The organism is Pseudomonas sp. 18-147 (assembly GCF_051048045.1).
Lineage (GTDB): Bacteria > Pseudomonadota > Gammaproteobacteria > Pseudomonadales > Pseudomonadaceae > Pseudomonas > Pseudomonas aeruginosa.
In genome coordinates, this window is record NZ_CP182296.1 from 6,357,234 (window position 1) to 6,375,626 (window position 18,393).

The window sequence follows — 18,393 nt, forward strand, 5'->3', positions numbered from 1 at the left end:
TGGCCCGCGCCGTTCATCACCTCGTCGCCGAAGTCCGCCAAGGATCGCAGAATCCGGGCTTCAAGTGGGGTGGCAATGCTGTGTCTGTAGTCCGCGGCCATAAGCCGCCATGCTTTCACTGCCATGGGGTCATCCTCCAATGAGTACTGCTTCGCCAATAAAAACAAACGAGCAGGTACGTCTGAATCCGATCGTGTTCTTCGGCTCGACCGCACTGATCCTGGTTCTGACCGCCGCCCTCATCCTCTATCCCGACAGCGCCGGAGCCTTGCTCGGCCGCATCCAGGCGTGGCTGTCGCACAGCTTCGGCTGGTACTACATGCTGGCCATCGGCGCCTACCTGTTCTTCGTCGCCTGGGTGGCCTTCTCGCGCTTCGGCACCCTCAAGCTCGGCGAGGAGCATGAAAAGCCGGACTTCAGCTACGGCGCCTGGGCCGGCATGCTGTTCTCCTCCGGGATCGGCATCTCGCTGCTCTACTTCGCCGCATCCGAGCCGATCGACCACCTCTACCATCCACCCGAAGGCGTTCCCGGCAGCCCTCAGGCGGCGCGCCAGGCGCTGCAACTGACCTTCCTCCACTGGGGCCTGCACGGTTGGGCGATCTATGCCCTGGTCGGCCTCGCCGTCGGTTATTTCGCCTACCGCCATCGCCAGCCGCTGGCGTTGCGCTCGGCGCTCTATCCGATCCTCGGCGAGCGCTGGGTGAAAGGCGCCGCGGGCCATGCGGTGGATTGCTTCGGCATCTTCGTCACCCTTCTCGGGCTGGTGACCAACCTGGGCATCGGCGCCTTGCAGGTGTCGTCCGGTCTCGAGTACCTGACCGGCATGCCGCACAGCAAAGGCACCCTGCTGGCGGTGATCCTGGCGATGAGCCTGGTCGCCACCCTGGCGGCGGTCTCCGGTGTCGAGAAAGGCATCCGCCGGCTGTCCAACCTGAATATCGTGCTGTTCAGCTCGCTGCTGCTGTTCGTGCTGGTCTGCGGTTCGACCCTGGAACTGCTCAACGGCTTCGTACAGAACCTCGGCGACTATCTCGACGGCCTGGTGCTGAAGACCTTCGACCTCTACGTCTACACCGGTGCCGGCGCCGGCAAGAGCGAGGAATGGCTGGGCCTGTGGACCCTGTTCTACTGGGCCTGGTGGATTTCCTGGGCGCCCTTCGTCGGTATGTTCATCGCCCGCATCTCCCGCGGTCGCAGCGTGCGCGAACTGGTCTGCGGGGTGCTGCTGATCCCGCTGGGCTTCACCCTGGCCTGGCTGTCGGTATTCGGCAACAGCGCCCTGGACCTGGTGATGAACCACGGCGCGACCGACCTGGGCAAGGCCGCGCTGGAACAGCCGTCGATGTCGATCTACCTGCTGCTGGAACACTATCCGCTGTCGAAGATCGTCATCGGCCTGTCGATCTTCGTCGGCTTCGTGCTGTTCCTCACCCCGGCGGATTCCGGCTCGGTGATGCTGGCCAATCTCTCGCGCAGCGGCGGCGAGCTGGACGAGGACGCGCCGAACTGGCTGCGTATCCTCTGGTCGGCCGTCGTCACGCTAGTCACCATCGGCCTGCTGTTCGCCGGTAACTTCACGGCGATGCAAACCGTCGTGGTGCTCGCCGGGCTGCCGTTCTCGGCGGTGCTGATCCTGTTCATGTTCGGCCTGCACAAGGCCATGCGCGCCGACTACGAGGCCCAGGTCGGCGACCGCCGCACCTACCAGCCGGTGCCGGCGCCAACCCAGCCCCAGACCTGAACCCGGCGCCGCTAGGGCGCCCTCGCCAATCAGGTGCGTACTTGGCCCGGCGTTTCGCCGGGCCTTTCTTTTCTGCCACCCGGCGCCCGGCGCATGCCGCAGGAACCGACGCGCAGGAGTGTGGGACAGGAAGAGCAGGCGGAAAAAGCGCGGAGGGTAAACGCGAATGCCCGGCAGCGCCGGGCATTCGCAGCGGCCCCGAGCGGGCCGAGGGTGATCAGCCGAGGTTCTTGCCCAGCAACGCGTGATACAGCTCGCTGTCGCCGAGCACCCCGACCACCCTGTCCTGCTCCTGAAGGACCAGCTTGTGGCCGGTCTGGTAGCGAATCTGCAGGGCATCGCGCATACGGATGCTGACATCCACCAGGGTCGGTTCGCGGCGCAGCTTCTCCACCGGATCGCCCTGGCGCCAGCGTTGCAGGTCGATGACGTTGCTGCCCTGGCGCGCGCCCTTGAGCACGTCGCCTTCGCTGAGACCGATCCAGCAGTCGCGGCCCTGGTCGAAGCAGATCTCGTCGTTCTGCCGGATGCACTGGTCGAGGCCACGCATCAGGCTCTGGCCGCACAGCACGTTGAGCGGGTTGGTATGGGCGACGAAGGTACGCACGTAGTCGTCCGCGGGGCTCAGCACGATCTCTTCCGGCTTGCCGTGCTGGATGATCCGGCCGTCCTTCATGATCGCGATGCGGGTGCCGATCTTCAGCGCCTCGTCGAGGTCGTGGCTGACGAACACGATGGTCTTGTGCAGTTGCCGTTGCAGCACCAGCAGTTCGTCCTGCAATTGCTGGCGGATCAGCGGGTCGAGGGCCGAGAACGGTTCGTCCATCAGCAAGATGTCGCCATCCATCGCCAGCGCGCGAGCCAGGCCGACGCGCTGCTGCATGCCGCCGGAGAGCGAGTCGGGACGCTTGTCGCGCCACTGCGAGAGACCGACCAGCTCGAGCTTCTCGTCGATCAGCTTCTTCCGCTCGGCGGCCGGGCGGCCCTGCATCTCCAGGCCGAAGCCGACGTTCTCGGCCACCGTCAGCCAGGGCATCAGGGCGAACTTCTGGAACACCATGGCGATGCGCTTGGTACGCATGGCCTTGAGGGTCGCCGGCGAGCAGTTGGCGATGTCCACCTGCGAACCTTCGTGCTCGATCAGCAGCTTGCCGCGGCTGACCTTGTTCAGGCCGTTGATGCAGCGCAGCAGGCTCGACTTGCCGGAGCCGGAAAGTCCCATCAGCACGCAGATCTCGCCGCGGTTGACGTCCAGGCAGGCGTCCTCGACGCCGAGCACCTGGCCGGTGCGCTTGAGGATCTCGGCGCGGCCGAGGCCCTGGTCGAGGAGCTTCAGGGCTTCCTTGGTGTGGGTGCCGAAGATGACGTCCACATGGTCGAATCGGATCGCGGTCATGGCTTATTTCCCCTTCACGGCGCGCTGCTTGCACACCCGGTCGAGCAGGATGGCGAGCAGGACGATGGCCAGGCCGGCTTCGAAGCCGAGGGAGATGTCGGCGGTGTTCAGCGCGTTCACCACCGGCTTGCCGAGGCCATCGGCGCCGACCAGCGCGGCGATCACCACCATCGACAGGGAGAGCATGATGCATTGGGTGATGCCGGCGGCGATGCTCGGCATCGCGTGCGGCAGCTCGATGCGCGTCAGCAGTTGCCAGCGCGAGCAGCCGAAGGCCTTGCCGGCGTCGAGCAGCTCCGCCGGAACGTCCTGGATACCCAGGCAGGTCAGGCGGATCGGCGCGGCGACGGCGAAGATCACCGTGGAGATCAGGCCCGGCACCACGCCGAGACCGAACAGGGTCAGGGTCGGGATCAGGTAGACGAAGGTCGGTACCGTCTGCATCAGGTCCAGCAACGGCCGCAGCGCGGTGTAGAACCACGGCTTGTGCGCGGCGACGATGCCCAGCGGCACGCCCACGGCGATGCACACCAGGGTGGCGAATATCACCTGGGCGAGGGTTTCCATGGTCTCCTGCCAGTAGCCCAGGTTGAGGATCAGCAGCAACGAGGCCAGGGCGAACACGGTCAGCCCCCAGCTGCGCTGGATGAAATGCACCAGCCCTACCAGCAAGGCGATCAGCACCAACGGGTTGAACCAGAGCAAGCCGTTGGTGACGCCATGGATGAGGAACTCCAGGGTGTCGGAGATCTTGTCGAAGAACGATGCGCCATGCAGGGTCAGCCAGTCGACGAAACCGGCGATCTGCTCTCCCAGCGGGAGCTTGTGATCAGTCAGGAACATAATCAGGGTCCATCAAGAGCGGGAAATGAACGACCGGTCGCCTACTTGGCGAACGCCAGCTTGGCCGCGGCTGCGGCAGGCTGCCCGTCGCGCGTGGTGACACCGGCCAGCCAGGCATCCAGCTGTTCCGGGTGATCCTTCAACCAGGCCTTAGCGGCTTCCTCGGGTTTCTTGTTTTCGTTGAGTACCGCGTCCATCAGCTTGTTCTCCATCTCGAGGGTGAAGCTGAGGTTCTTCAGCAGTTGGCCGACGTTGGCACACTCCTGGGCGTAGCCCTTGCGCACGTTGGTGTAGATGGTCGCGCCGCCATAGTTGGGGCCGAAGAAGTCGTCGCCGCCTTCCAGGTACTTCATCTGGAAGCGGGTATTCATGGGGTGCGGCTCCCAGCCGAGGAACACCACCCACTGGTTGCGCCGGATGGCCCGCTGCACCTGCGAGAGCATGCCCGCCTCGCTGGATTCCACCAACTTGAACTTGCCCAGTTCGAAGGCGTTCTTGTCGATCATGCTCTGGGCGACGCGGTTGCCGTCGTTGCCCGGCTCGATGCCGTAGATCTTGTTGCCCAGCTTGTCGGAGAACTTCGCGATATCGGCGAAGCTGCGCAGGCCGCCGTCGTAGACGTACTGGGGAACCGCCAGGGTGTACTTGGCGCCCTCCAGGTTGGCGCGCAGTGTCTCGACCGTACCTTTCTCGGCGTACTGCTTGATGTCGTTGGTCATGGTGGGCATCCAGTTGCCCAGGAATACGTCGAGGTCGTTGTTGGCCAGGGAGCGGTAGGTCACCGGCACCGAGAGCAGATTGACCTTGGTCTTGTAGCCGAGGGACTCGAGGACCTGGCGGGTGACCGCAGTGGTCACTGTGATGTCGGTCCAGCCGACGTCGGCGAAACGCACCGACGCACAGGATTCGGGCTCCGCGGCCTGGGCTGCCAGCGGTGCGCACAGAGACACGGCCAGCAGCCAAGACTTGCAACCTTTCATAGCGAACTCCTCTGCAGGGTAAGGCGCCGGCGCTACCCCGAAGGGCGCGGCGGTCTGTCTGTATCGGGCCGACCGGTAGCGGCCCTCAGCGGGCAATTCGTGAACGATCATGAAACAGGACGCATCCGTCGCCTACAGGGTGGGTCGCAACCAGTGCAGGCGGGGTCGCATTCAGTACCCGCTGTGTCGCATTCAATCATAGTGGTCTTTGCCGGCGACCAGCGGATGCCGTTTTCGGAGCGGCGCGAGCCCGTTCTCATTCCGACGCCGTGCAGGTGCAGACGCCCCTCGGCCGCAGAGGTTCCCCGATCCGGGCGCGGACGCGGCGCTTTTGGACATGGCCGGGTCGGTGGCGGATGCGGCCCGCCCCGGGGAAAGCCCGATGATGCGCAGGAATCGCGGGCGGAGGAGCCGCCACCCCCACTACGCAGGCACGGATGCCGCGGCAATCCCGGAGGCCGGCATGGCTATCAGTGTGTTCGACCTTTTCAAGATCGGTATCGGCCCGTCCAGTTCGCATACCGTCGGCCCCATGCGCGCCGCCGCGCTGTTCACCGCTGCCCTGCGCCAGCGCCAGGCGCTGTCGGCGGTGCGGCGTCTCGAAGTGCGCCTGTATGGCTCGCTGTCCGCCACCGGCGTCGGCCACGGCACCGATCGCGCGGTGATCATGGGCCTGATGGGCGAATGGCCGGATCGTATCGACCCGACCCAGATCGCCCCACGCATGGCCGCCCTGCTCGATAGCGGCCTGCTGCAACTGGACGGCCGCGTGGCGGTACCGTTCGACTGGGTGCGCGACATGCGCCTGCTCGACGAGAACCTGCCCTACCACCCCAACGCCATGACCCTGGTCGCCTACGGCGAGCAAGGCGAACTGCACCAGGAGACCTACTACTCGGTGGGTGGCGGCTTCGTGGTCGATGCGGCACAGGCCGCCTCGGGACAGCTCGACCAGGACCACACGGTGCTGCCCTACGACTTCTCCAGCGCCGAGGAACTGTTGCTGCTGTGCAAGCGCCACAACCTGCGGGTATCCGAGCTGATGCTGGCCAACGAACGCATCTGGCGCAGCGAGACCGACATCCGCGAAGGCCTGCGGCGCATCTGGCAGGCGATGCGCGATTGCGTCGACAACGGGTTGCGCAACGAAGGCATCCTTCCCGGCGGGCTCAACGTGCAACGCCGCGCCGCGCGCCTGCACCGCAACCTGCAGGAGATCGGCAAGCCCAACGTGATCGGCTCGACCCTCAGCGCCATGGAATGGGTCAACCTGTTCGCCCTGGCGGTGAACGAGGAGAACGCCGCCGGCGGGCGCATGGTCACCGCGCCCACCAACGGCGCGGCGGGGATCATCCCGGCGGTGCTGCACTACTATATGAAGTTCAATCCCGACGCCCAGGACCGCGACGTCGTCGACTACCTGCTGGCCGCCGCCGCGGTGGGCATCCTGTGCAAGAAGAACGCCTCGATCTCCGGCGCCGAGGTCGGCTGCCAGGGCGAGGTCGGCTCGGCCTGCGCGATGGCCGCCGCCGGACTGGCGGAAGTCCTCGGCGCCACCCCGGCGCAGGTCGAGAACGCCGCCGAGATCGGCCTGGAGCACAACCTCGGGCTGACCTGCGACCCGGTCGGCGGGCTGGTCCAGGTGCCCTGTATCGAGCGCAACGCGATCGCCGCGGTGAAGGCCATCAACGCGGCGCAAATGGCCTTGCGCGGCGACGGCCAGCATTTCATCTCGCTGGACAAGGTGATCCGCACCATGCGCGACACCGGTGCCGACATGCACGACAAGTACAAGGAAACCTCGCGCGGGGGCCTGGCGGTGAACGCCATCGAGTGCTGAACCGGAATTGCTCACGAAACGATCGAGACGCCACTTTTTGGCGCATATGACGCGTGACCGGGCGGTCGTCATCCGTCACACTGCGGAGTAACGGCTCGCCGCCCGTCGTTACCTTTGTCGCCACGGCCGCTGCCCCGCCTTCTCGCCGGGGGCCGCCCTGGTGCTACCGAAATGCCCAGGCGCGCGGCGCGCCGCCAGCCGTCGCCCATGCTGTCGTTGTGCCAGGTCCGAGGGGAAATACCGGGCTAAAGCCTTCCGGCTTTTTTGATTGAACGCCCAATCAATATAGGCATGGCATTTGCCTTGCTCTGGTTACAAGCAACGCCGACGGCGTGGCCCAAGCAGCCACCCGGAAATTCCAACAATCATAAAAAAAGCCTCGTGAGAGGCCTGCTTGCTCAGCGTGAGGAGATACACCCATGACCACGTACGCGCCCGGAGTCCCACCACAGAACCGAAATCCGCAGTCCATCGGCTTCCTGCTGCTGGACAACTTCACCCTGATCTCCCTGGCCTCGGCGGTGGAACCGTTGCGCATGGCCAACCAGCTCTCGGGACGCGAACTCTACCGCTGGCATACGCTGAGCCTGGACGGCCGCCAGGTCTGGGCCAGCGACGGCCTGCAGATCACCCCCGACGCCGGTACCGACAACGCCCCGGCGGTGGATTGCGTGATCGTCTGCGGCGGCGTCGGCATCCAGCGCAGCGTCACCCGCGAGCACGTCACTTTCCTCCAGGCCCAGGCCCGCCAGGGTCGGCGCCTCGGCGCGGTGTGCACCGGCAGTTGGGCGCTGGCCCGCGCCGGCCTGCTCGACGGCTACGATTGCAGCGTGCACTGGGAATGCCTGGCGGCGATGCAGGAAGCCTTCCCCCGGGTGGCCATGAGCACCCGCCTGTTCTCCATCGACCGCAACCGCTTTACCTCTTCCGGCGGCACCGCGCCGATGGACATGATGCTGCACCTGATCGGCCGCGAGCATGGCCGCGAGCTGTCGGCGGCGATCTCCGAGATGTTCATCTACGAGCGCATCCGCAACGAGCAGGACCACCAGCGCGTGCCGCTCAAGCACATGCTCGGCACCAACCAGCCGAAGTTGCAGGAGATCGTCGCGCTGATGGAGGCCAACCTGGAGGAACCGATCGACCTCGACGAACTGGCGGTCTACGTCAACGTCTCGCGTCGCCAGCTCGAGCGGCTGTTCCAGAAGTACCTGCACTGCTCGCCGTCGCGCTACTACCTGAAGCTGCGCCTGATCCGCGCCCGCCAGTTGCTCAAGCAGACGTCCATGTCGATCATCGAGGTGGCCTCGGTCTGCGGCTTCGTCTCCACCCCGCACTTCTCCAAGTGCTACCGCGAGTACTTCGGCATCCCGCCGCGCGACGAGCGCCAGGGCCAGCCGCTGGGCCAGCCGGTGGTGCTGATGCCGATCCCGCAGGACCTGGCGTTGATGCCCAACTCCTCGGCGCTGTCGGCCCTGAGCCAGGCGCAGGGCGAGTCGACCTTCGCCAGCGTGCGGATCTGACGGCGCGTCCCTGCCCGCCCCGTCCACGGGAGCGGGCAGGGCCTTGTCAGCCCCGCGGCACCAGCGCCGGCAGCAATTGCCGGGAAATCGCCTCGCGCACCGCCGGGAGCAGCGTGGCGTGCCCGCCGAGCATGTCCTCCACCAGCCGCCGCAGCGCCTGGGCGCGCTCCGGGCTGAGGCCGCGCACGGCGTATTCGCAGGCCTGCTCCGGAGTCGAGTCCGGCGGCACGCTGAAGCCCAGCGCCTGCAGGCGTTCGCGGAAATCGTCCTGGTCGATCAGATCGGCGTGCATCATCGCGGCAGCTCCTTCGATGGGGATTGCCATCGATTCTGCTGAGCCCACGTCGCTCCCGGCAAGGGGGCTGTCCCGCCTGGACATGGGCAGGTCGTTTTCGGCTAATTCGACCGCCAGCGACACCGCCACAATCGCCTCCAGCGGCTTGCGGAATGCAGCGGACGGCTTCCGGAAAACGCCAGACTCACACTGAGGGCCGTTCCTGGCTCCTTTTTCATCCCCCTCCGCGCGTCGGGCGCGGCAGGGGGATTTTTTTGCCGGAAGCCAGCTAGCCGGCGCCGAGTCCCGCCCGACAGTGTTCCCAGAAACGCTCGAAGCCCGGCGAGAGGAACTTGTCGCGCTGGCGCAGCATGTAGAAGCGCCGGCGCAACGGCGGCAGGCTGCTGCGCAGTTCGACCAGCGCGCCGGAGGCCAACTGTTCCTCGACCACCCAGCGCGACAGGCAACTGATGCCCAGCCCGGCGGCGACGCTGTGCTTGATCGCCTCGGAGCTGCCCAGGTCCAGGCTGTCTTCCAGGTAATGCAGGTGGCCCAGCAGGGCGTGGCTGACCTCCTCGCGCGTGCCCGAGCCGGGCTCGCGCAGCAGCCAGCGCGCGCGGCGCAGGGCCTCGCGGGAGACCTGGGTGCGCGAGGCCAGCGGGTGGCCGGGCGCCGCCACCACGATCAGGCTGTCCTCGAGCCAGGGCTCCACCCGCAGGCCCGGCTCGTGGCAGGGGCCTTCGATGAGGCCGATGTCCGCCGCGAAGGTCACCACGTCCTGCACCGCCGAACCGGTGTTGCCGATGCTGGCGTTGACCCTCACGCCCGGCTGCTCCCGCTCGAAGGAGGCCAGCAGGCGCGGCAGCACGTAGTTGCCGATGGTGCTGCTGGCCGCCACCGTCAGGCTCGCCTGGGGCGCGGCGGAAACCGCGAACTGCTGCTCCAGTTGCGCCACCCCGTCGAGCAGGCGCAATGCCTGGGGCAGGAAGCGGCGGCCGACCTCGTTCAGTTGCAGGCGCTTGCCGACCCGGTCGAACAGGCGCGTGGAAAGCTGCGATTCCAGCTCGTTGAGCGCGGCGCTGGTGGCCGACTGCGACAGCGAGATGGATTCCGCCGCCGCCGTGGTACTGCCGCAGCGAGCCACCGCACAGAAGATCTGGAGCTGACGGAAACTGAGGGCCATGGACTCACCTACCTGTTTTTCAGGTATTTAATACAGAAACTATTCGTTTCACAAATTCATGCACGCTACCTAACCTGCGTCCCGTGACCTCACCTGAGGAGCGAAGGATGCACACCCTCCCCGTCAAGACCGGTACCAGACCCCTGGCCCAGGTCCAGAAACTCATCCCCGGCCTGCTGCTCAGCGCCGCCCTGGCCGGCGTGGCGATCCTCCTGGGTCGTTCGCAATGGTTGCAGCACAACGGCATCAGCGCGCTGACCCTGGCCATCGTGCTCGGCATCGTCGTCGGCAACACCCTGTACCCTCGGATCGCCGCCGGCAGCGCCGCCGGCGTCGGCTTCTCCAAGCAGATCCTGCTGCGCGCCGGGATCATCCTCTACGGCCTGCGCCTGACCTTCCAGGACATCGCCGGCGTCGGATTGCACGGCGTGCTGCTGGACGTCCTGATGCTCGCCAGCACCTTCGGCCTGGCGTGCCTGCTCGGCAACCGGCTGTTCGGCCTGGACCGCACCACCACCCTGCTGATCGGCGCCGGCAGTTCGATCTGCGGCGCCGCCGCGGTGATGGCCACCGAGCCGGTCGTGCGTGGCCGCGCCGAACAGGTCGCGGTGGCGGTTTCCACCGTGGTGGTGTTCGGCACCCTGGGCATCTTCCTCTATCCGGCGCTGTTCCAGCTCGACCAGGACTGGGGGCTGCTACCGCGCGACCCTGGCACCTGGGGCGTGTACATCGGTGCCACGGTGCACGAGGTGGCCCAGGTGGTCGCCGCGGGTCGCTCGATCGGCATCGAGGCAGCGGATACCGCAGTGATCGCCAAGATGGTCCGGGTAATGATGTTGGCGCCCTTCCTGATCCTGCTCTCGGCCTGGCTGGCACGCGACAAGGCGCACCGCCGGCAGCACAGCGGCGCGACCAAGATCACCATTCCCTGGTTCGCCGTCGGCTTCGTACTGGTCGCCGGGCTCAACTCACTGGTCAGCCTGCCGCCGGCGCTGGTCAGCCACGTCAACGACCTCGACACCTTCCTCCTGGCCATGGCAATGGCCGGCCTCGGCCTCGGCACGCACCTCTCGGCGATCCGCCGCGCCGGCCTCAAGCCGCTGCTGCTGGCCGCCCTGCTATTCGCCTGGCTGGTGCTCGGCGGTGGATTCCTCACCCGCCTGGCGCTCGCCTGAGTCCTCCGCCAGGAAGCCCTGCACGGCCCGCCGCAAGGCCTCGTGCAGGGCTTCCACCTCATCGATGCCGTGGCCGCGCAGGCAGCCATGGACCAGCCCGCTTCCCGGATAGAACCCTGCCTCGCCACCCGCCGCGCGTAGCGCTGCGCCATAGCGCTCGCCGTCGTCGCGCAGCGGATCGAATTCGGCAACCGCCACGAAGGCCGGCGGCAGGCCAGTGAAATCAGCGGCCTCCAGGGGTAGCGCCAGCGGCTGTCGGTGCAGCGCCGCCAGCGGCAGGTAGGCGTCCAGGCACGCCTGCACATCGCCGAGGCCGAGCAACGGCGCGTCGGCGCAGTCGATCCGCGAGGGCGATGGCGCAGCGGACAGCAAGGGATAAAGCAATATCTGCGCGGCCGGCGACGGCGCGCCGCTATCGCGCAGGGCCAGGCACAGCGCCGCCGCCAGGTTGCCGCCGGCGCTGTCGCCGGCCACCAGCAGGCGTCGCCCATCCAGCGCTTCGTCCAGCTCGCCCAGGCTCAGCGCCTGCCAGGCACGCAGGCAATCCTGCAATGCCGCCGGGAACGGATGCTCCGGCGCCAGTCGGTAATCCACCGCCAGCACCAGCAGGCCCAGGCGCGCCGCCAGGTCGGCGCAGATGAAATCGTGTGAATCGAGGCCGCCGAGCATCCAGCCGCCACCGTGCAGGTAGAGCAGCGCCGGCCAGCCACCGGGCGGTGCCGGGCGGTCGGGGCGATAGCGGCGCACGCGCACCGGCGGCGCGGCCGGCAAGCAGGAGTCGAGCACCCGCAAACCGGCCGGGCGCGGCGGCGCGAACGCCTGGCACATCCGCGCGTAGGCCGCACGTTGCGCATCCAGGCGCGGACTGTCGCTGGCGAACGCCCGGCTGTGCTCGACGAAGCGCCACATCGCCGGAGACAGCGGATACTTCGCAGCCATCGCGCTCAGCGCACCGGCGGCAGGCCGATCACCCGACCGACGCCTTCCGGCACGGGGAGCGCGCGATGTGCCTCGGCGAGCGCCTCGACCCGCGCCAGCACCTCGCCTTCGAACGGTACCGAGCGCGGGCCGTCGAGGCTGACGTGGAGCAGCATCTGCTCGCTCAGCGCCAGCGCCTGCCCGCTGCCAGGCAGGTACAGGGCATGGTGGATATGCAGGCGCTTGCGATCGTGACCGAGCAGTTGCGTACGCACCTCGACCCTGGCGCCCTCCTTCACCTCATGGAGGAAGTTCAGGTGGCATTCCAGGGTGAACAGCGAGTGTCCGCTGGCGTCGCGGTTCTGGCTGTCCAGGCCGATATGCGCCATCAGCGCATCGGTGGCGTAGCTGAACACCAGCAGGTAGAAGGCATCGCGCAAGTGGCCGTTGTAGTCCACCCACTCGGGCAGGACCGGCGTCTCGTAGGTCGTCAGGGCTTGGCTCATGGCAGGCTCCGTGGTTGCGCTACGCCCGGCGGGGCGGAAGGCGCGTCATGTCACTCGGCGAAGGCGAAGCCGTGCCGGGCCTTGGTTTCCCTGATCGCCCCGAGCACCGCCAGCAGGCAGTCGTCGCGGTAGCGCTCGAGCTCGGCGATGCTGCGCGCGCCCTGCTGCTCGGCGGTGCCCTCCACCACCCGGTCGATCAGGGCTTCGGTGAGTTCCGGCGCCGGCAGGTAGGTCCAGGGCAATTGCAGCGCCGGGCCGAACTGCGCCATGAAGTGGCGCATGCCGGCGTTGCCACCGGCCAGGGTGTAGGTCAGGAAGGTGCCCATGAACGACCAGCGCAGGCCGGCGCCGAAGCGGATCGCATCGTCGATCTCGCCGGTCGTGGCCACGCCGTCGTTGACCAGGTGCAGCGCCTCGCGCCAGAGCGCCTCGAGCAAGCGGTCGGCGATGAAGCCGGGCACTTCCTTGCGTACGTGCAGCGGACGCATGCCCAGCGATTCGTAGACCCGCATCGCCGCCCGCACGGCCTCGGCAGCGGTGCGTTCACCGCCGACCACCTCCACCAGCGGCAGCAGGTAGACCGGGTTGAACGGGTGGCCGACCAGGCAGCGCTCGGGGTGGCTCGCCTCGGCGTAGAACTCGCTGGGCAGCAGGCCCGAGGTGGAGGAACCGATCAGCACGTCGGGCCGCGCCGCGGCGCTGATCCTGGCGTGCAGGTCGAGCTTCAGGTCGAGCCGCTCGGGGGCGCTCTCCTGGATGAAATCGGCGTCGCCCACGCATTCCTCGATGCTCGCGACGAAGCGCAGGCGCTCCTGCGCCGCGCCGGGCGCCAGGCCCTGTTTCCGCAAGGCCGGCCAGGCATTGGCGACGCGCGCGCGCAACGCCGCTTCGGCGCCCGGCGCCGGATCCCAGGCGACGACGTCGAGGCCGTGGGCCAGGGCGCGGGCGATCCAGCCGCTGCCGATGACGCCGCTACCGAGGGCGGCGAAGGTCTTGATCTCGGTGACGAAGGACATGAACATCTCCAGAAGTTGTTCCCGCCCCCGACGGGGCGGGGAGGAAGAAATCAGCGCGGCTTCAGGTTCATCCTGCGGCGCCCTTCCGCCGGGCTCAGGGCGCGCCCGCCGAGGCGCTCGATGATCTCGATGGCGCGCTCCACCAGGCTGCCGTTGCTCGCCGGCACGCCCTTGTCCAGCCAGATGTTGTCCTCCAGGCCGACCCGCACGTTGCCGCCCAGCAACATGGCCTGGGCGACCATCGGCATCTGCGTGCGGCCGATGCCGAAGCCGGCCCAGGTCGCCCCCGGCGGCAGGTTGTCGGCCATCGCCTTCATGGTCGTGGTATCGGCCGGCGCGCCCCAGGGAATGCCCAGGCAGATCTGGAACAGCGGATCCTCCAGCAGCCCTTCCTTGAGCATCTGCTTGGCGAACCAGAGGTGGCCGGTATCGAAGATTTCCAGCTCGGCCTTGACCCCCAGCTCGGTGATGCGCCGGGCGCCGGCGCGCAGTTGCGCAGGGGTGGAGACGTAGATGTAGTCGCCGTCGCCGAAATTGAGGGTGCCGCAGTCCAGGGTGCAGATTTCCGGCAGCAGCTCCTCGACATGCCTGAGCCGCTCCAGCGGGCCGACCAGGTCGGTGCCGGCACCGAACTCCAGGGGCTGCTCGCCCTTGCCGATCTCCAGGTCGCCGCCCATGCCGGCGGTGAGGTTGATGATCACGTCGGTGTCGCTTTCGCGGATACGCTCGACCACTTCACGGTACAGTGCCACGTCGCGGCTGGGCTTGCCGGTGGCGGGGTCGCGGACATGGCAGTGGGCGACGGTGGCGCCGGCCCTGGCCGCCTCGATGGCGGCCTCGGCAATCTGTTTCGGAGTGACCGGGATCGCCGGATGCCGGCCGACGGTATCGCCGGCGCCGGTCACCGCGCAGGTGACGATGACTTCATGGTTCACGGTGGTAGCTTCCTGTATTCGGGGTGTACGAAGCCCCGCCCGGCCGCGCCGGGCGGAACGGATAGGTGCGGGTTACTTCAGCGAGGCCTGGAGCGCGGCCAGGCCGTCCTTGCCGTCGAAGGTGCTCACGCCATCCAGCCAGGCCTTCAGCGGCTCGGGGTTGGCCTTCAGCCACTGCCGCGCGGCGTCGAGGGGCTGGGTGCGATCGAGGATCGGCGCCATCACCTGGCTGACCTGGGCGCTGCTGAAGCGCAGGTTGTGCAGCAGCCGGGCGACATTGCCGCACTGCGCCTGGTAGCCGGCGGCGGTCATGGTGGAGACGGTGGCCGCGCCTTCGTCGGGACCGAACACATCCTCGCTGCCGGTGAGGTAGGTCATGTCGATCTGCAGGTTCATCGGATGCGGCTTCCAGCCGAAGAACACCACCCACTGCTTGCGCTTGATCGCCCGCTTCACCGCCGTGAGCATCCCGGCCTCGCTGGACTCCACCAGCTGGAAGCCCTTCAGGCCGAAACGGTTGTCGTCGATCATCTTCCGGGTGATGCGGTTCGAGCCGCTGCCCGGCTCGATAGCGTAGATGCGGCCGCCAAGCTTGTCCTTGAAGCGGGCGATGTCGGCGAAGGTCTTCAGCCCGCCCTCGGCGACGTAGCTCGGCACCGCATAGGTGGACTGCGCGTCGGCCAGGGTCGGCGGCTCGATCACTTCGATCCGGCCTTTGTCCAGGTAAGGCCTGGCGACCGGCTGCATGGTCGGTTGCCAGTAGCCGAGGAACAGGTCCAGCTGCTTGTCGGCCAGGCCGGCCAGGACGATCTGTTGCGAGGCGCTGGTCTGCTTCACCTGGTAGCCCAGGCCGTCGAGCAAGGCCTCGGCCACGGCGCTGCTGGCGACCACGTCGGTCCAGTTCACCGTGCCCAGGCGCACCGTGCGGCACTGCTCGGGTTCGGCGGCCAGGGCGGCGCCACTGGCCAGGATCAGCAGGGCGCAGCCCAGCTGGCGAATCGTCGTCTTCATCGGTCTCCCCTCGTGCGGCTATTGATTGTTTTTCTGCGAGGTGGGCGCCGGCCCCTTGCGAGACCGACCCTGGCGACCAAGGTACGCAGCCGGGACGGCGGCGAAGCGCACTGCGGCGACCAGCTCTTGCACTGCAGCGACCTGGCCATTGCCAAGCGCGGCGGGCCTGCGCTACACACAGGCTGCGCAACCTCAACCCCGGAGCGCCCCATGTCCCAGGACTTCTGGTTTCTCCTGCTGCCCGGCTTCTCGGTAATGGGCTTCGTTTCCGCCGTGGAGCCACTGCGAGTGGCCAACCGCTTCCACGCCGACCTCTACCGCTGGCACGTGCTCAGCGCCGACGGCGGTCCGGTGCTGGCCAGCAATGGCATGTCGGTGAACAGCGACGGCGCGCTGGAGCCGTTGAAGAAAGGCGACCTGCTGTTCGTGGTGGCCGGTTTCGAGCCGCTGCGGGCGGTCACCCCGGCACTGGTGCAGTGGCTGCGCAAGCTCGATCGCAACGGCGTGACCCTCGGTGGCATCGATACCGGCAGCGTGGTGCTGGCCGAGGCCGGTCTGCTCGACGGGCGCCGCGCGACCCTGCACTGGGAAGCCATCGACGCCTTCCAGGAGTCCTACCCGCAACTGAGCGTGACCCAGGAGCTGTTCGAGATCGACGGTCCGCGCATCACCTCGGCCGGCGGCACCGCCTCCATCGACCTGATGCTCGACCTGATCGCCCAGGCCCACGGTCCGCAACTGGCGGTGCAGGTTTCCGAGCAGTTCGTGCTCGGCCGCATCCGCCCGCGCCAGGACCACCAGCGCCTGCAGGTGGCGACCCGCTATGGCGTGAGCAACCGCAAGCTGGTGCAGGTGATCGGCGAGATGGAGCGGCATACCGAGCCGCCACTGACCACCCTGGAGCTGGCCGAGCGCATCCAGGTCACCCGCCGCCAGCTGGAACGGCTGTTCCGCGTGCACCTGGACGACACGCCCTCGAACTTCTACCTCGGCCTGCGCCTGGACAAGGCCCGCCAGTTGCTGCGCCAGACCGACCTCAGCGTGCTACAGGTGAGCCTGGCCTGCGGCTTCGAGTCGCCGTCGTACTTCTCCCGCAGCTACCGCGCGCGCTTCGCCGCCAGTCCCAGCCAGGATCGCGCGGTGCTGCCGCTCAAGGCTCCCGCAGCCACGCCGCCAGGCGCGCCAGCAGGGCATCGCACGCCTCGAGCTGAGCGAGGCTGACGAACTCGTCCGGCTTGTGGCCCTGGTCCATGCTGCCGGGACCGCAGATCACCGCCGGGATACCGGCCTGCTGGAACAGCCCGCCCTCGGTGCCGAAGGCCACGGTGGAGAAATCCGTCGAACCGCTGAGCAGGCCGATCAGCTCCGCCGCCTGGCTGTCGTCTGCGGTGAGCAGGCCGGGATAGGCCGATAGCGGCGTGAAGCGGATATCGGTACTTCGCTCCACCGCGCGCATCCGCGGCAGCAGTTCGCTTTCGGCATAGTCGCGGAGTTCCTCGGCGACCTGCCGCGGGTCGTCCGCCGGCAGCGCGCGGACCTCGAAGTCGAAGCGGCACTCGGCGGGCACGATGTTCAGCGCCCGGCCGCCCTGGATCAGTCCGGTCTGCACCGTCGAGTAGGGCGGGTCGAAACGCCGGTCGTGGCGCTCCGGCACCGCCAGGCGCGCGCCGATCTCGCCGAGGCGGCCGATCAGCCGCGCGGCGTATTCGATGGCATTCACCCCCTGCGGCGCGTAGGCCGAATGGCAGGCCGCGCCGTGCACCTCGCAGCGCATGGCCAGCTTGCCCTTGTGGCCGAGCACCGGCTTCAGCTCGGTGGGCTCGCCGATGATGCACAGCAACGGCTTGTGCGGACGCCGCTCCAGCGCCGCGAGCAGCGAACGGACGCCCAGGCAGCCGACTTCCTCGTCGTAGGAGAACGCCAGGTGCACCGGCAGGCGCAACGGCGCGGCGAGGAACGCCGGGACGGCCGCCAGCACGCAGGCCAGGTAGCCCTTCATGTCCGCCGTGCCACGCCCGTAGAGGCGGCCATCGCGCTCGCTGAGCCGGAACGGCGGCACGCTCCAGGCCTGGCCGTCCGCCGGCACCACGTCGGTATGCCCGGAAAGGCAGACGCCGCCACGGTCGCTGGGGCCGATGGTGGCATAGAGATTGGCCTTGCGGCCGTCGGCGTCGAAGAACAGTTCGCTGTCGACGCCGAAACCCGCCAGGTAGTCGCGGACGTAGTCGATCAGCGCCAGGTTGGACTCGCGGCTGACGGTGTCGAAGGCCACCAGGTCGGCGAGGATGTCGCGGCTGCCGGGCATGTCGGGCTCCAGGGCGCAGGTCTCGCGCTGCGCCGTCGAGGAAGGGAACGACCCGCTCACTCGTCGCCGGGCACGCCGTAGCTCGGCGCACGGGTCGGGTCGAGGGCGCGGGTCACATAGTCCTGCATCTGCGGCTTGTAGGCGAGCCACAGTCGCTCGAGCTGGCCGATGGGGTCGTGCTCGGCCCAGTCGACGCGCAGGTCGACCACCGGCCAGAGCAGGTCGCCGACCACCGACAGCGCCGCCGAATGCACCGGCCCGGCTTCGCCACCAGCGGCCAGCGCGGCACGCATCGCCGCCAGCAGGCGCTCGGCGAGCAGGCCTTCGGCGTTCTCGAAGGCATCCACCATCGCCTCGATCACTTCCGGCGCGGCCAGCAGGTTGCCGGCCGCCACGCATTGTTCGCCGGCCCGCGCATGGTGGACGCCGAGCGCCTCGCGGCCGGTGAACAACGCGGTGCGGCCGTGCTGGTCGATCACCGTGACCTGGCGATACTGGCCATAGCCGTTGCTGCTCAGCGCCTGGTCCAGCGCTTCGCCAGGGGCCAGGCCCTGGTCGAGGCGGTCGAGGATCTGCGGGCCGAGCGCCGGCAGGGTGATGTTCTGCGTAGCCACCGCGCCGGTGCCGGCGCGCAGCCAGGGACAACGGGCGCCGACGGCGATGCTCGACGAGCTGATGGCGATGCCCAGCTGGCCGGTTTCGGCGCAGCGGCCGACGATGGAAAAGGTCATGGCGCGCGCCTCC

17 protein-coding genes are annotated in these 18,393 nt (G+C 68.0%); 5 read left to right on the forward strand and 12 right to left on the reverse strand.

The window, feature by feature from the left end; all coding sequences use genetic code 11:
* Positions 1-193 precede the first annotated feature (193 nt).
* Entirely contained in the window at positions 194-1,744 is a 1,551-nt protein-coding gene (locus ACM0M4_RS29990; protein WP_003104844.1) for a BCCT family transporter, read from the forward strand.
* A 217-nt stretch (positions 1,745-1,961) separates the two neighbouring features.
* On the opposite strand, the gene choV is transcribed toward ACM0M4_RS29990, so the two are convergent.
* Genes choV through ACM0M4_RS30005 form a run of 3 tightly spaced genes read right to left on the reverse strand, consistent with a single transcriptional unit; the run spans position 1,962 to position 4,963 of the window.
* Entirely contained in the window at positions 1,962-3,140 is a 1,179-nt protein-coding gene (gene choV / locus ACM0M4_RS29995; RefSeq protein WP_003096690.1) for a choline ABC transporter ATP-binding protein, read from the reverse strand.
* A gap of 3 nt (positions 3,141-3,143) precedes the next feature.
* Positions 3,144-3,983 carry a choline ABC transporter permease subunit gene (gene choW, locus ACM0M4_RS30000; RefSeq protein WP_003096692.1) on the reverse strand — a complete coding sequence of 280 codons (840 nt, stop codon included), beginning with the start codon at positions 3,981-3,983 and terminating at the stop codon, positions 3,144-3,146.
* 41 nt (positions 3,984-4,024) lie between these two features.
* On the reverse strand, positions 4,025-4,963 hold the full coding sequence (locus ACM0M4_RS30005; RefSeq protein ID WP_003104841.1) for a choline ABC transporter substrate-binding protein: 939 nt from the start codon (positions 4,961-4,963) through the stop codon (positions 4,025-4,027).
* A 463-nt stretch (positions 4,964-5,426) separates the two neighbouring features.
* Here ACM0M4_RS30005 and ACM0M4_RS30010 point away from each other — a divergent pair, with 463 nt between their 5' ends.
* A complete protein-coding gene (locus ACM0M4_RS30010; RefSeq protein ID WP_003111339.1) occupies positions 5,427-6,803 on the forward strand; it encodes an L-serine ammonia-lyase in 1,377 nt (458 codons plus the stop codon).
* A gap of 419 nt (positions 6,804-7,222) precedes the next feature.
* Positions 7,223-8,326 carry a GlxA family transcriptional regulator gene (locus tag ACM0M4_RS30015; RefSeq protein WP_003096699.1) on the forward strand — a complete coding sequence of 368 codons (1,104 nt, stop codon included), beginning with the start codon at positions 7,223-7,225 and terminating at the stop codon, positions 8,324-8,326.
* A gap of 46 nt (positions 8,327-8,372) precedes the next feature.
* Here ACM0M4_RS30015 and ACM0M4_RS30020 read toward each other — a convergent pair whose 3' ends face one another.
* Both ACM0M4_RS30020 and ACM0M4_RS30025 read right to left on the reverse strand, forming a co-directional pair.
* Positions 8,373-8,621, reverse strand: coding sequence for a hypothetical protein (locus tag ACM0M4_RS30020; protein ID WP_003096701.1), 249 nt, complete (start codon positions 8,619-8,621; stop codon positions 8,373-8,375).
* Positions 8,622-8,889: 268 nt separating this feature from the next.
* Entirely contained in the window at positions 8,890-9,783 is an 894-nt protein-coding gene (locus tag ACM0M4_RS30025; RefSeq protein ID WP_003104838.1) for a LysR family transcriptional regulator, read from the reverse strand.
* 107 nt (positions 9,784-9,890) lie between these two features.
* On the opposite strand from ACM0M4_RS30025, the gene ACM0M4_RS30030 reads away from it, so the two are divergent.
* A complete protein-coding gene (locus ACM0M4_RS30030; protein WP_016562496.1) occupies positions 9,891-10,958 on the forward strand; it encodes a YeiH family protein in 1,068 nt (355 codons plus the stop codon).
* Here the strand turns inward: ACM0M4_RS30030 and ACM0M4_RS30035 are convergent.
* The 5 genes from ACM0M4_RS30035 to ACM0M4_RS30055 form a co-directional block, all read right to left on the reverse strand.
* A complete protein-coding gene (locus ACM0M4_RS30035) occupies positions 10,902-11,897 on the reverse strand; it encodes an acylcarnitine hydrolase (protein ID WP_115288915.1) in 996 nt (331 codons plus the stop codon). The two genes, ACM0M4_RS30030 and ACM0M4_RS30035, sit on opposite strands and share 57 nt — an antisense overlap.
* 5 nt (positions 11,898-11,902) lie before the next feature.
* The gene (locus ACM0M4_RS30040; RefSeq protein ID WP_023116425.1) at positions 11,903-12,382 is read right to left on the reverse strand and encodes a thioesterase family protein; all 480 of its coding nucleotides are present in this window, start codon (positions 12,380-12,382) and stop codon (positions 11,903-11,905) included.
* 50 nt (positions 12,383-12,432) lie between these two features.
* Positions 12,433-13,398: an L-carnitine dehydrogenase gene (locus ACM0M4_RS30045; protein ID WP_003096713.1), complete on the reverse strand. Its 966-nt coding sequence runs from the start codon at positions 13,396-13,398 to the stop codon at positions 12,433-12,435.
* Between the two features lie 50 nt (positions 13,399-13,448).
* Positions 13,449-14,333: a 3-keto-5-aminohexanoate cleavage protein gene (locus tag ACM0M4_RS30050; RefSeq protein ID WP_003096716.1), complete on the reverse strand. Its 885-nt coding sequence runs from the start codon at positions 14,331-14,333 to the stop codon at positions 13,449-13,451.
* Positions 14,334-14,405: 72 nt separating this feature from the next.
* Positions 14,406-15,344: a choline ABC transporter substrate-binding protein gene (locus tag ACM0M4_RS30055; protein ID WP_003096718.1), complete on the reverse strand. Its 939-nt coding sequence runs from the start codon at positions 15,342-15,344 to the stop codon at positions 14,406-14,408.
* A 210-nt stretch (positions 15,345-15,554) separates the two neighbouring features.
* Between ACM0M4_RS30055 and cdhR the strand changes: the two genes are divergently transcribed.
* Complete coding sequence (cdhR, locus tag ACM0M4_RS30060; RefSeq protein WP_003114442.1) at positions 15,555-16,565, forward strand: HTH-type transcriptional regulator CdhR; 1,011 nt, start codon at positions 15,555-15,557, stop codon at positions 16,563-16,565.
* Here the strand turns inward: cdhR and argE are convergent.
* The gene (gene argE, locus ACM0M4_RS30065) at positions 16,495-17,649 is read right to left on the reverse strand and encodes an acetylornithine deacetylase (protein WP_010793634.1); all 1,155 of its coding nucleotides are present in this window, start codon (positions 17,647-17,649) and stop codon (positions 16,495-16,497) included. The genes cdhR and argE overlap by 71 nt on opposite strands.
* A 56-nt stretch (positions 17,650-17,705) precedes the next feature.
* On the reverse strand, positions 17,706-18,380 hold the full coding sequence (locus ACM0M4_RS30070; RefSeq protein WP_003106037.1) for a DUF1028 domain-containing protein: 675 nt from the start codon (positions 18,378-18,380) through the stop codon (positions 17,706-17,708).
* Between the last annotated feature and the right edge of the window lie 13 nt (positions 18,381-18,393).

What these genes read in the sequence shown, in the direction of transcription:
- cdhR (WP_003114442.1), top strand. Translation starts at nt 15,555, where the DNA reads ATGTCCCAGGACTTCTGGTTTCTCCTGCTGCCCGGCTTCTCGGTAATG.
- ACM0M4_RS30030 (WP_016562496.1), top strand. Translation starts at nt 9,891, where the DNA reads ATGCACACCCTCCCCGTCAAGACCGGTACCAGACCCCTGGCCCAGGTC.
- ACM0M4_RS30055 (WP_003096718.1), bottom strand. Translation starts at nt 15,344, where the DNA reads ATGAAGACGACGATTCGCCAGCTGGGCTGCGCCCTGCTGATCCTGGCC.
- argE (WP_010793634.1), bottom strand. Translation starts at nt 17,649, where the DNA reads ATGCCCGGCAGCCGCGACATCCTCGCCGACCTGGTGGCCTTCGACACC.
- ACM0M4_RS30025 (WP_003104838.1), bottom strand. Translation starts at nt 9,783, where the DNA reads ATGGCCCTCAGTTTCCGTCAGCTCCAGATCTTCTGTGCGGTGGCTCGC.
- choV (WP_003096690.1), bottom strand. Translation starts at nt 3,140, where the DNA reads ATGACCGCGATCCGATTCGACCATGTGGACGTCATCTTCGGCACCCAC.
- ACM0M4_RS30015 (WP_003096699.1), top strand. Translation starts at nt 7,223, where the DNA reads ATGACCACGTACGCGCCCGGAGTCCCACCACAGAACCGAAATCCGCAG.
- ACM0M4_RS30070 (WP_003106037.1), bottom strand. Translation starts at nt 18,380, where the DNA reads ATGACCTTTTCCATCGTCGGCCGCTGCGCCGAAACCGGCCAGCTGGGC.
- ACM0M4_RS30005 (WP_003104841.1), bottom strand. Translation starts at nt 4,963, where the DNA reads ATGAAAGGTTGCAAGTCTTGGCTGCTGGCCGTGTCTCTGTGCGCACCG.
- ACM0M4_RS30045 (WP_003096713.1), bottom strand. Translation starts at nt 13,398, where the DNA reads ATGTCCTTCGTCACCGAGATCAAGACCTTCGCCGCCCTCGGTAGCGGC.
- ACM0M4_RS30040 (WP_023116425.1), bottom strand. Translation starts at nt 12,382, where the DNA reads ATGAGCCAAGCCCTGACGACCTACGAGACGCCGGTCCTGCCCGAGTGG.
- ACM0M4_RS30035 (WP_115288915.1), bottom strand. Translation starts at nt 11,897, where the DNA reads ATGGCTGCGAAGTATCCGCTGTCTCCGGCGATGTGGCGCTTCGTCGAG.
- ACM0M4_RS30010 (WP_003111339.1), top strand. Translation starts at nt 5,427, where the DNA reads ATGGCTATCAGTGTGTTCGACCTTTTCAAGATCGGTATCGGCCCGTCC.
- choW (WP_003096692.1), bottom strand. Translation starts at nt 3,983, where the DNA reads ATGTTCCTGACTGATCACAAGCTCCCGCTGGGAGAGCAGATCGCCGGT.
- ACM0M4_RS30020 (WP_003096701.1), bottom strand. Translation starts at nt 8,621, where the DNA reads ATGATGCACGCCGATCTGATCGACCAGGACGATTTCCGCGAACGCCTG.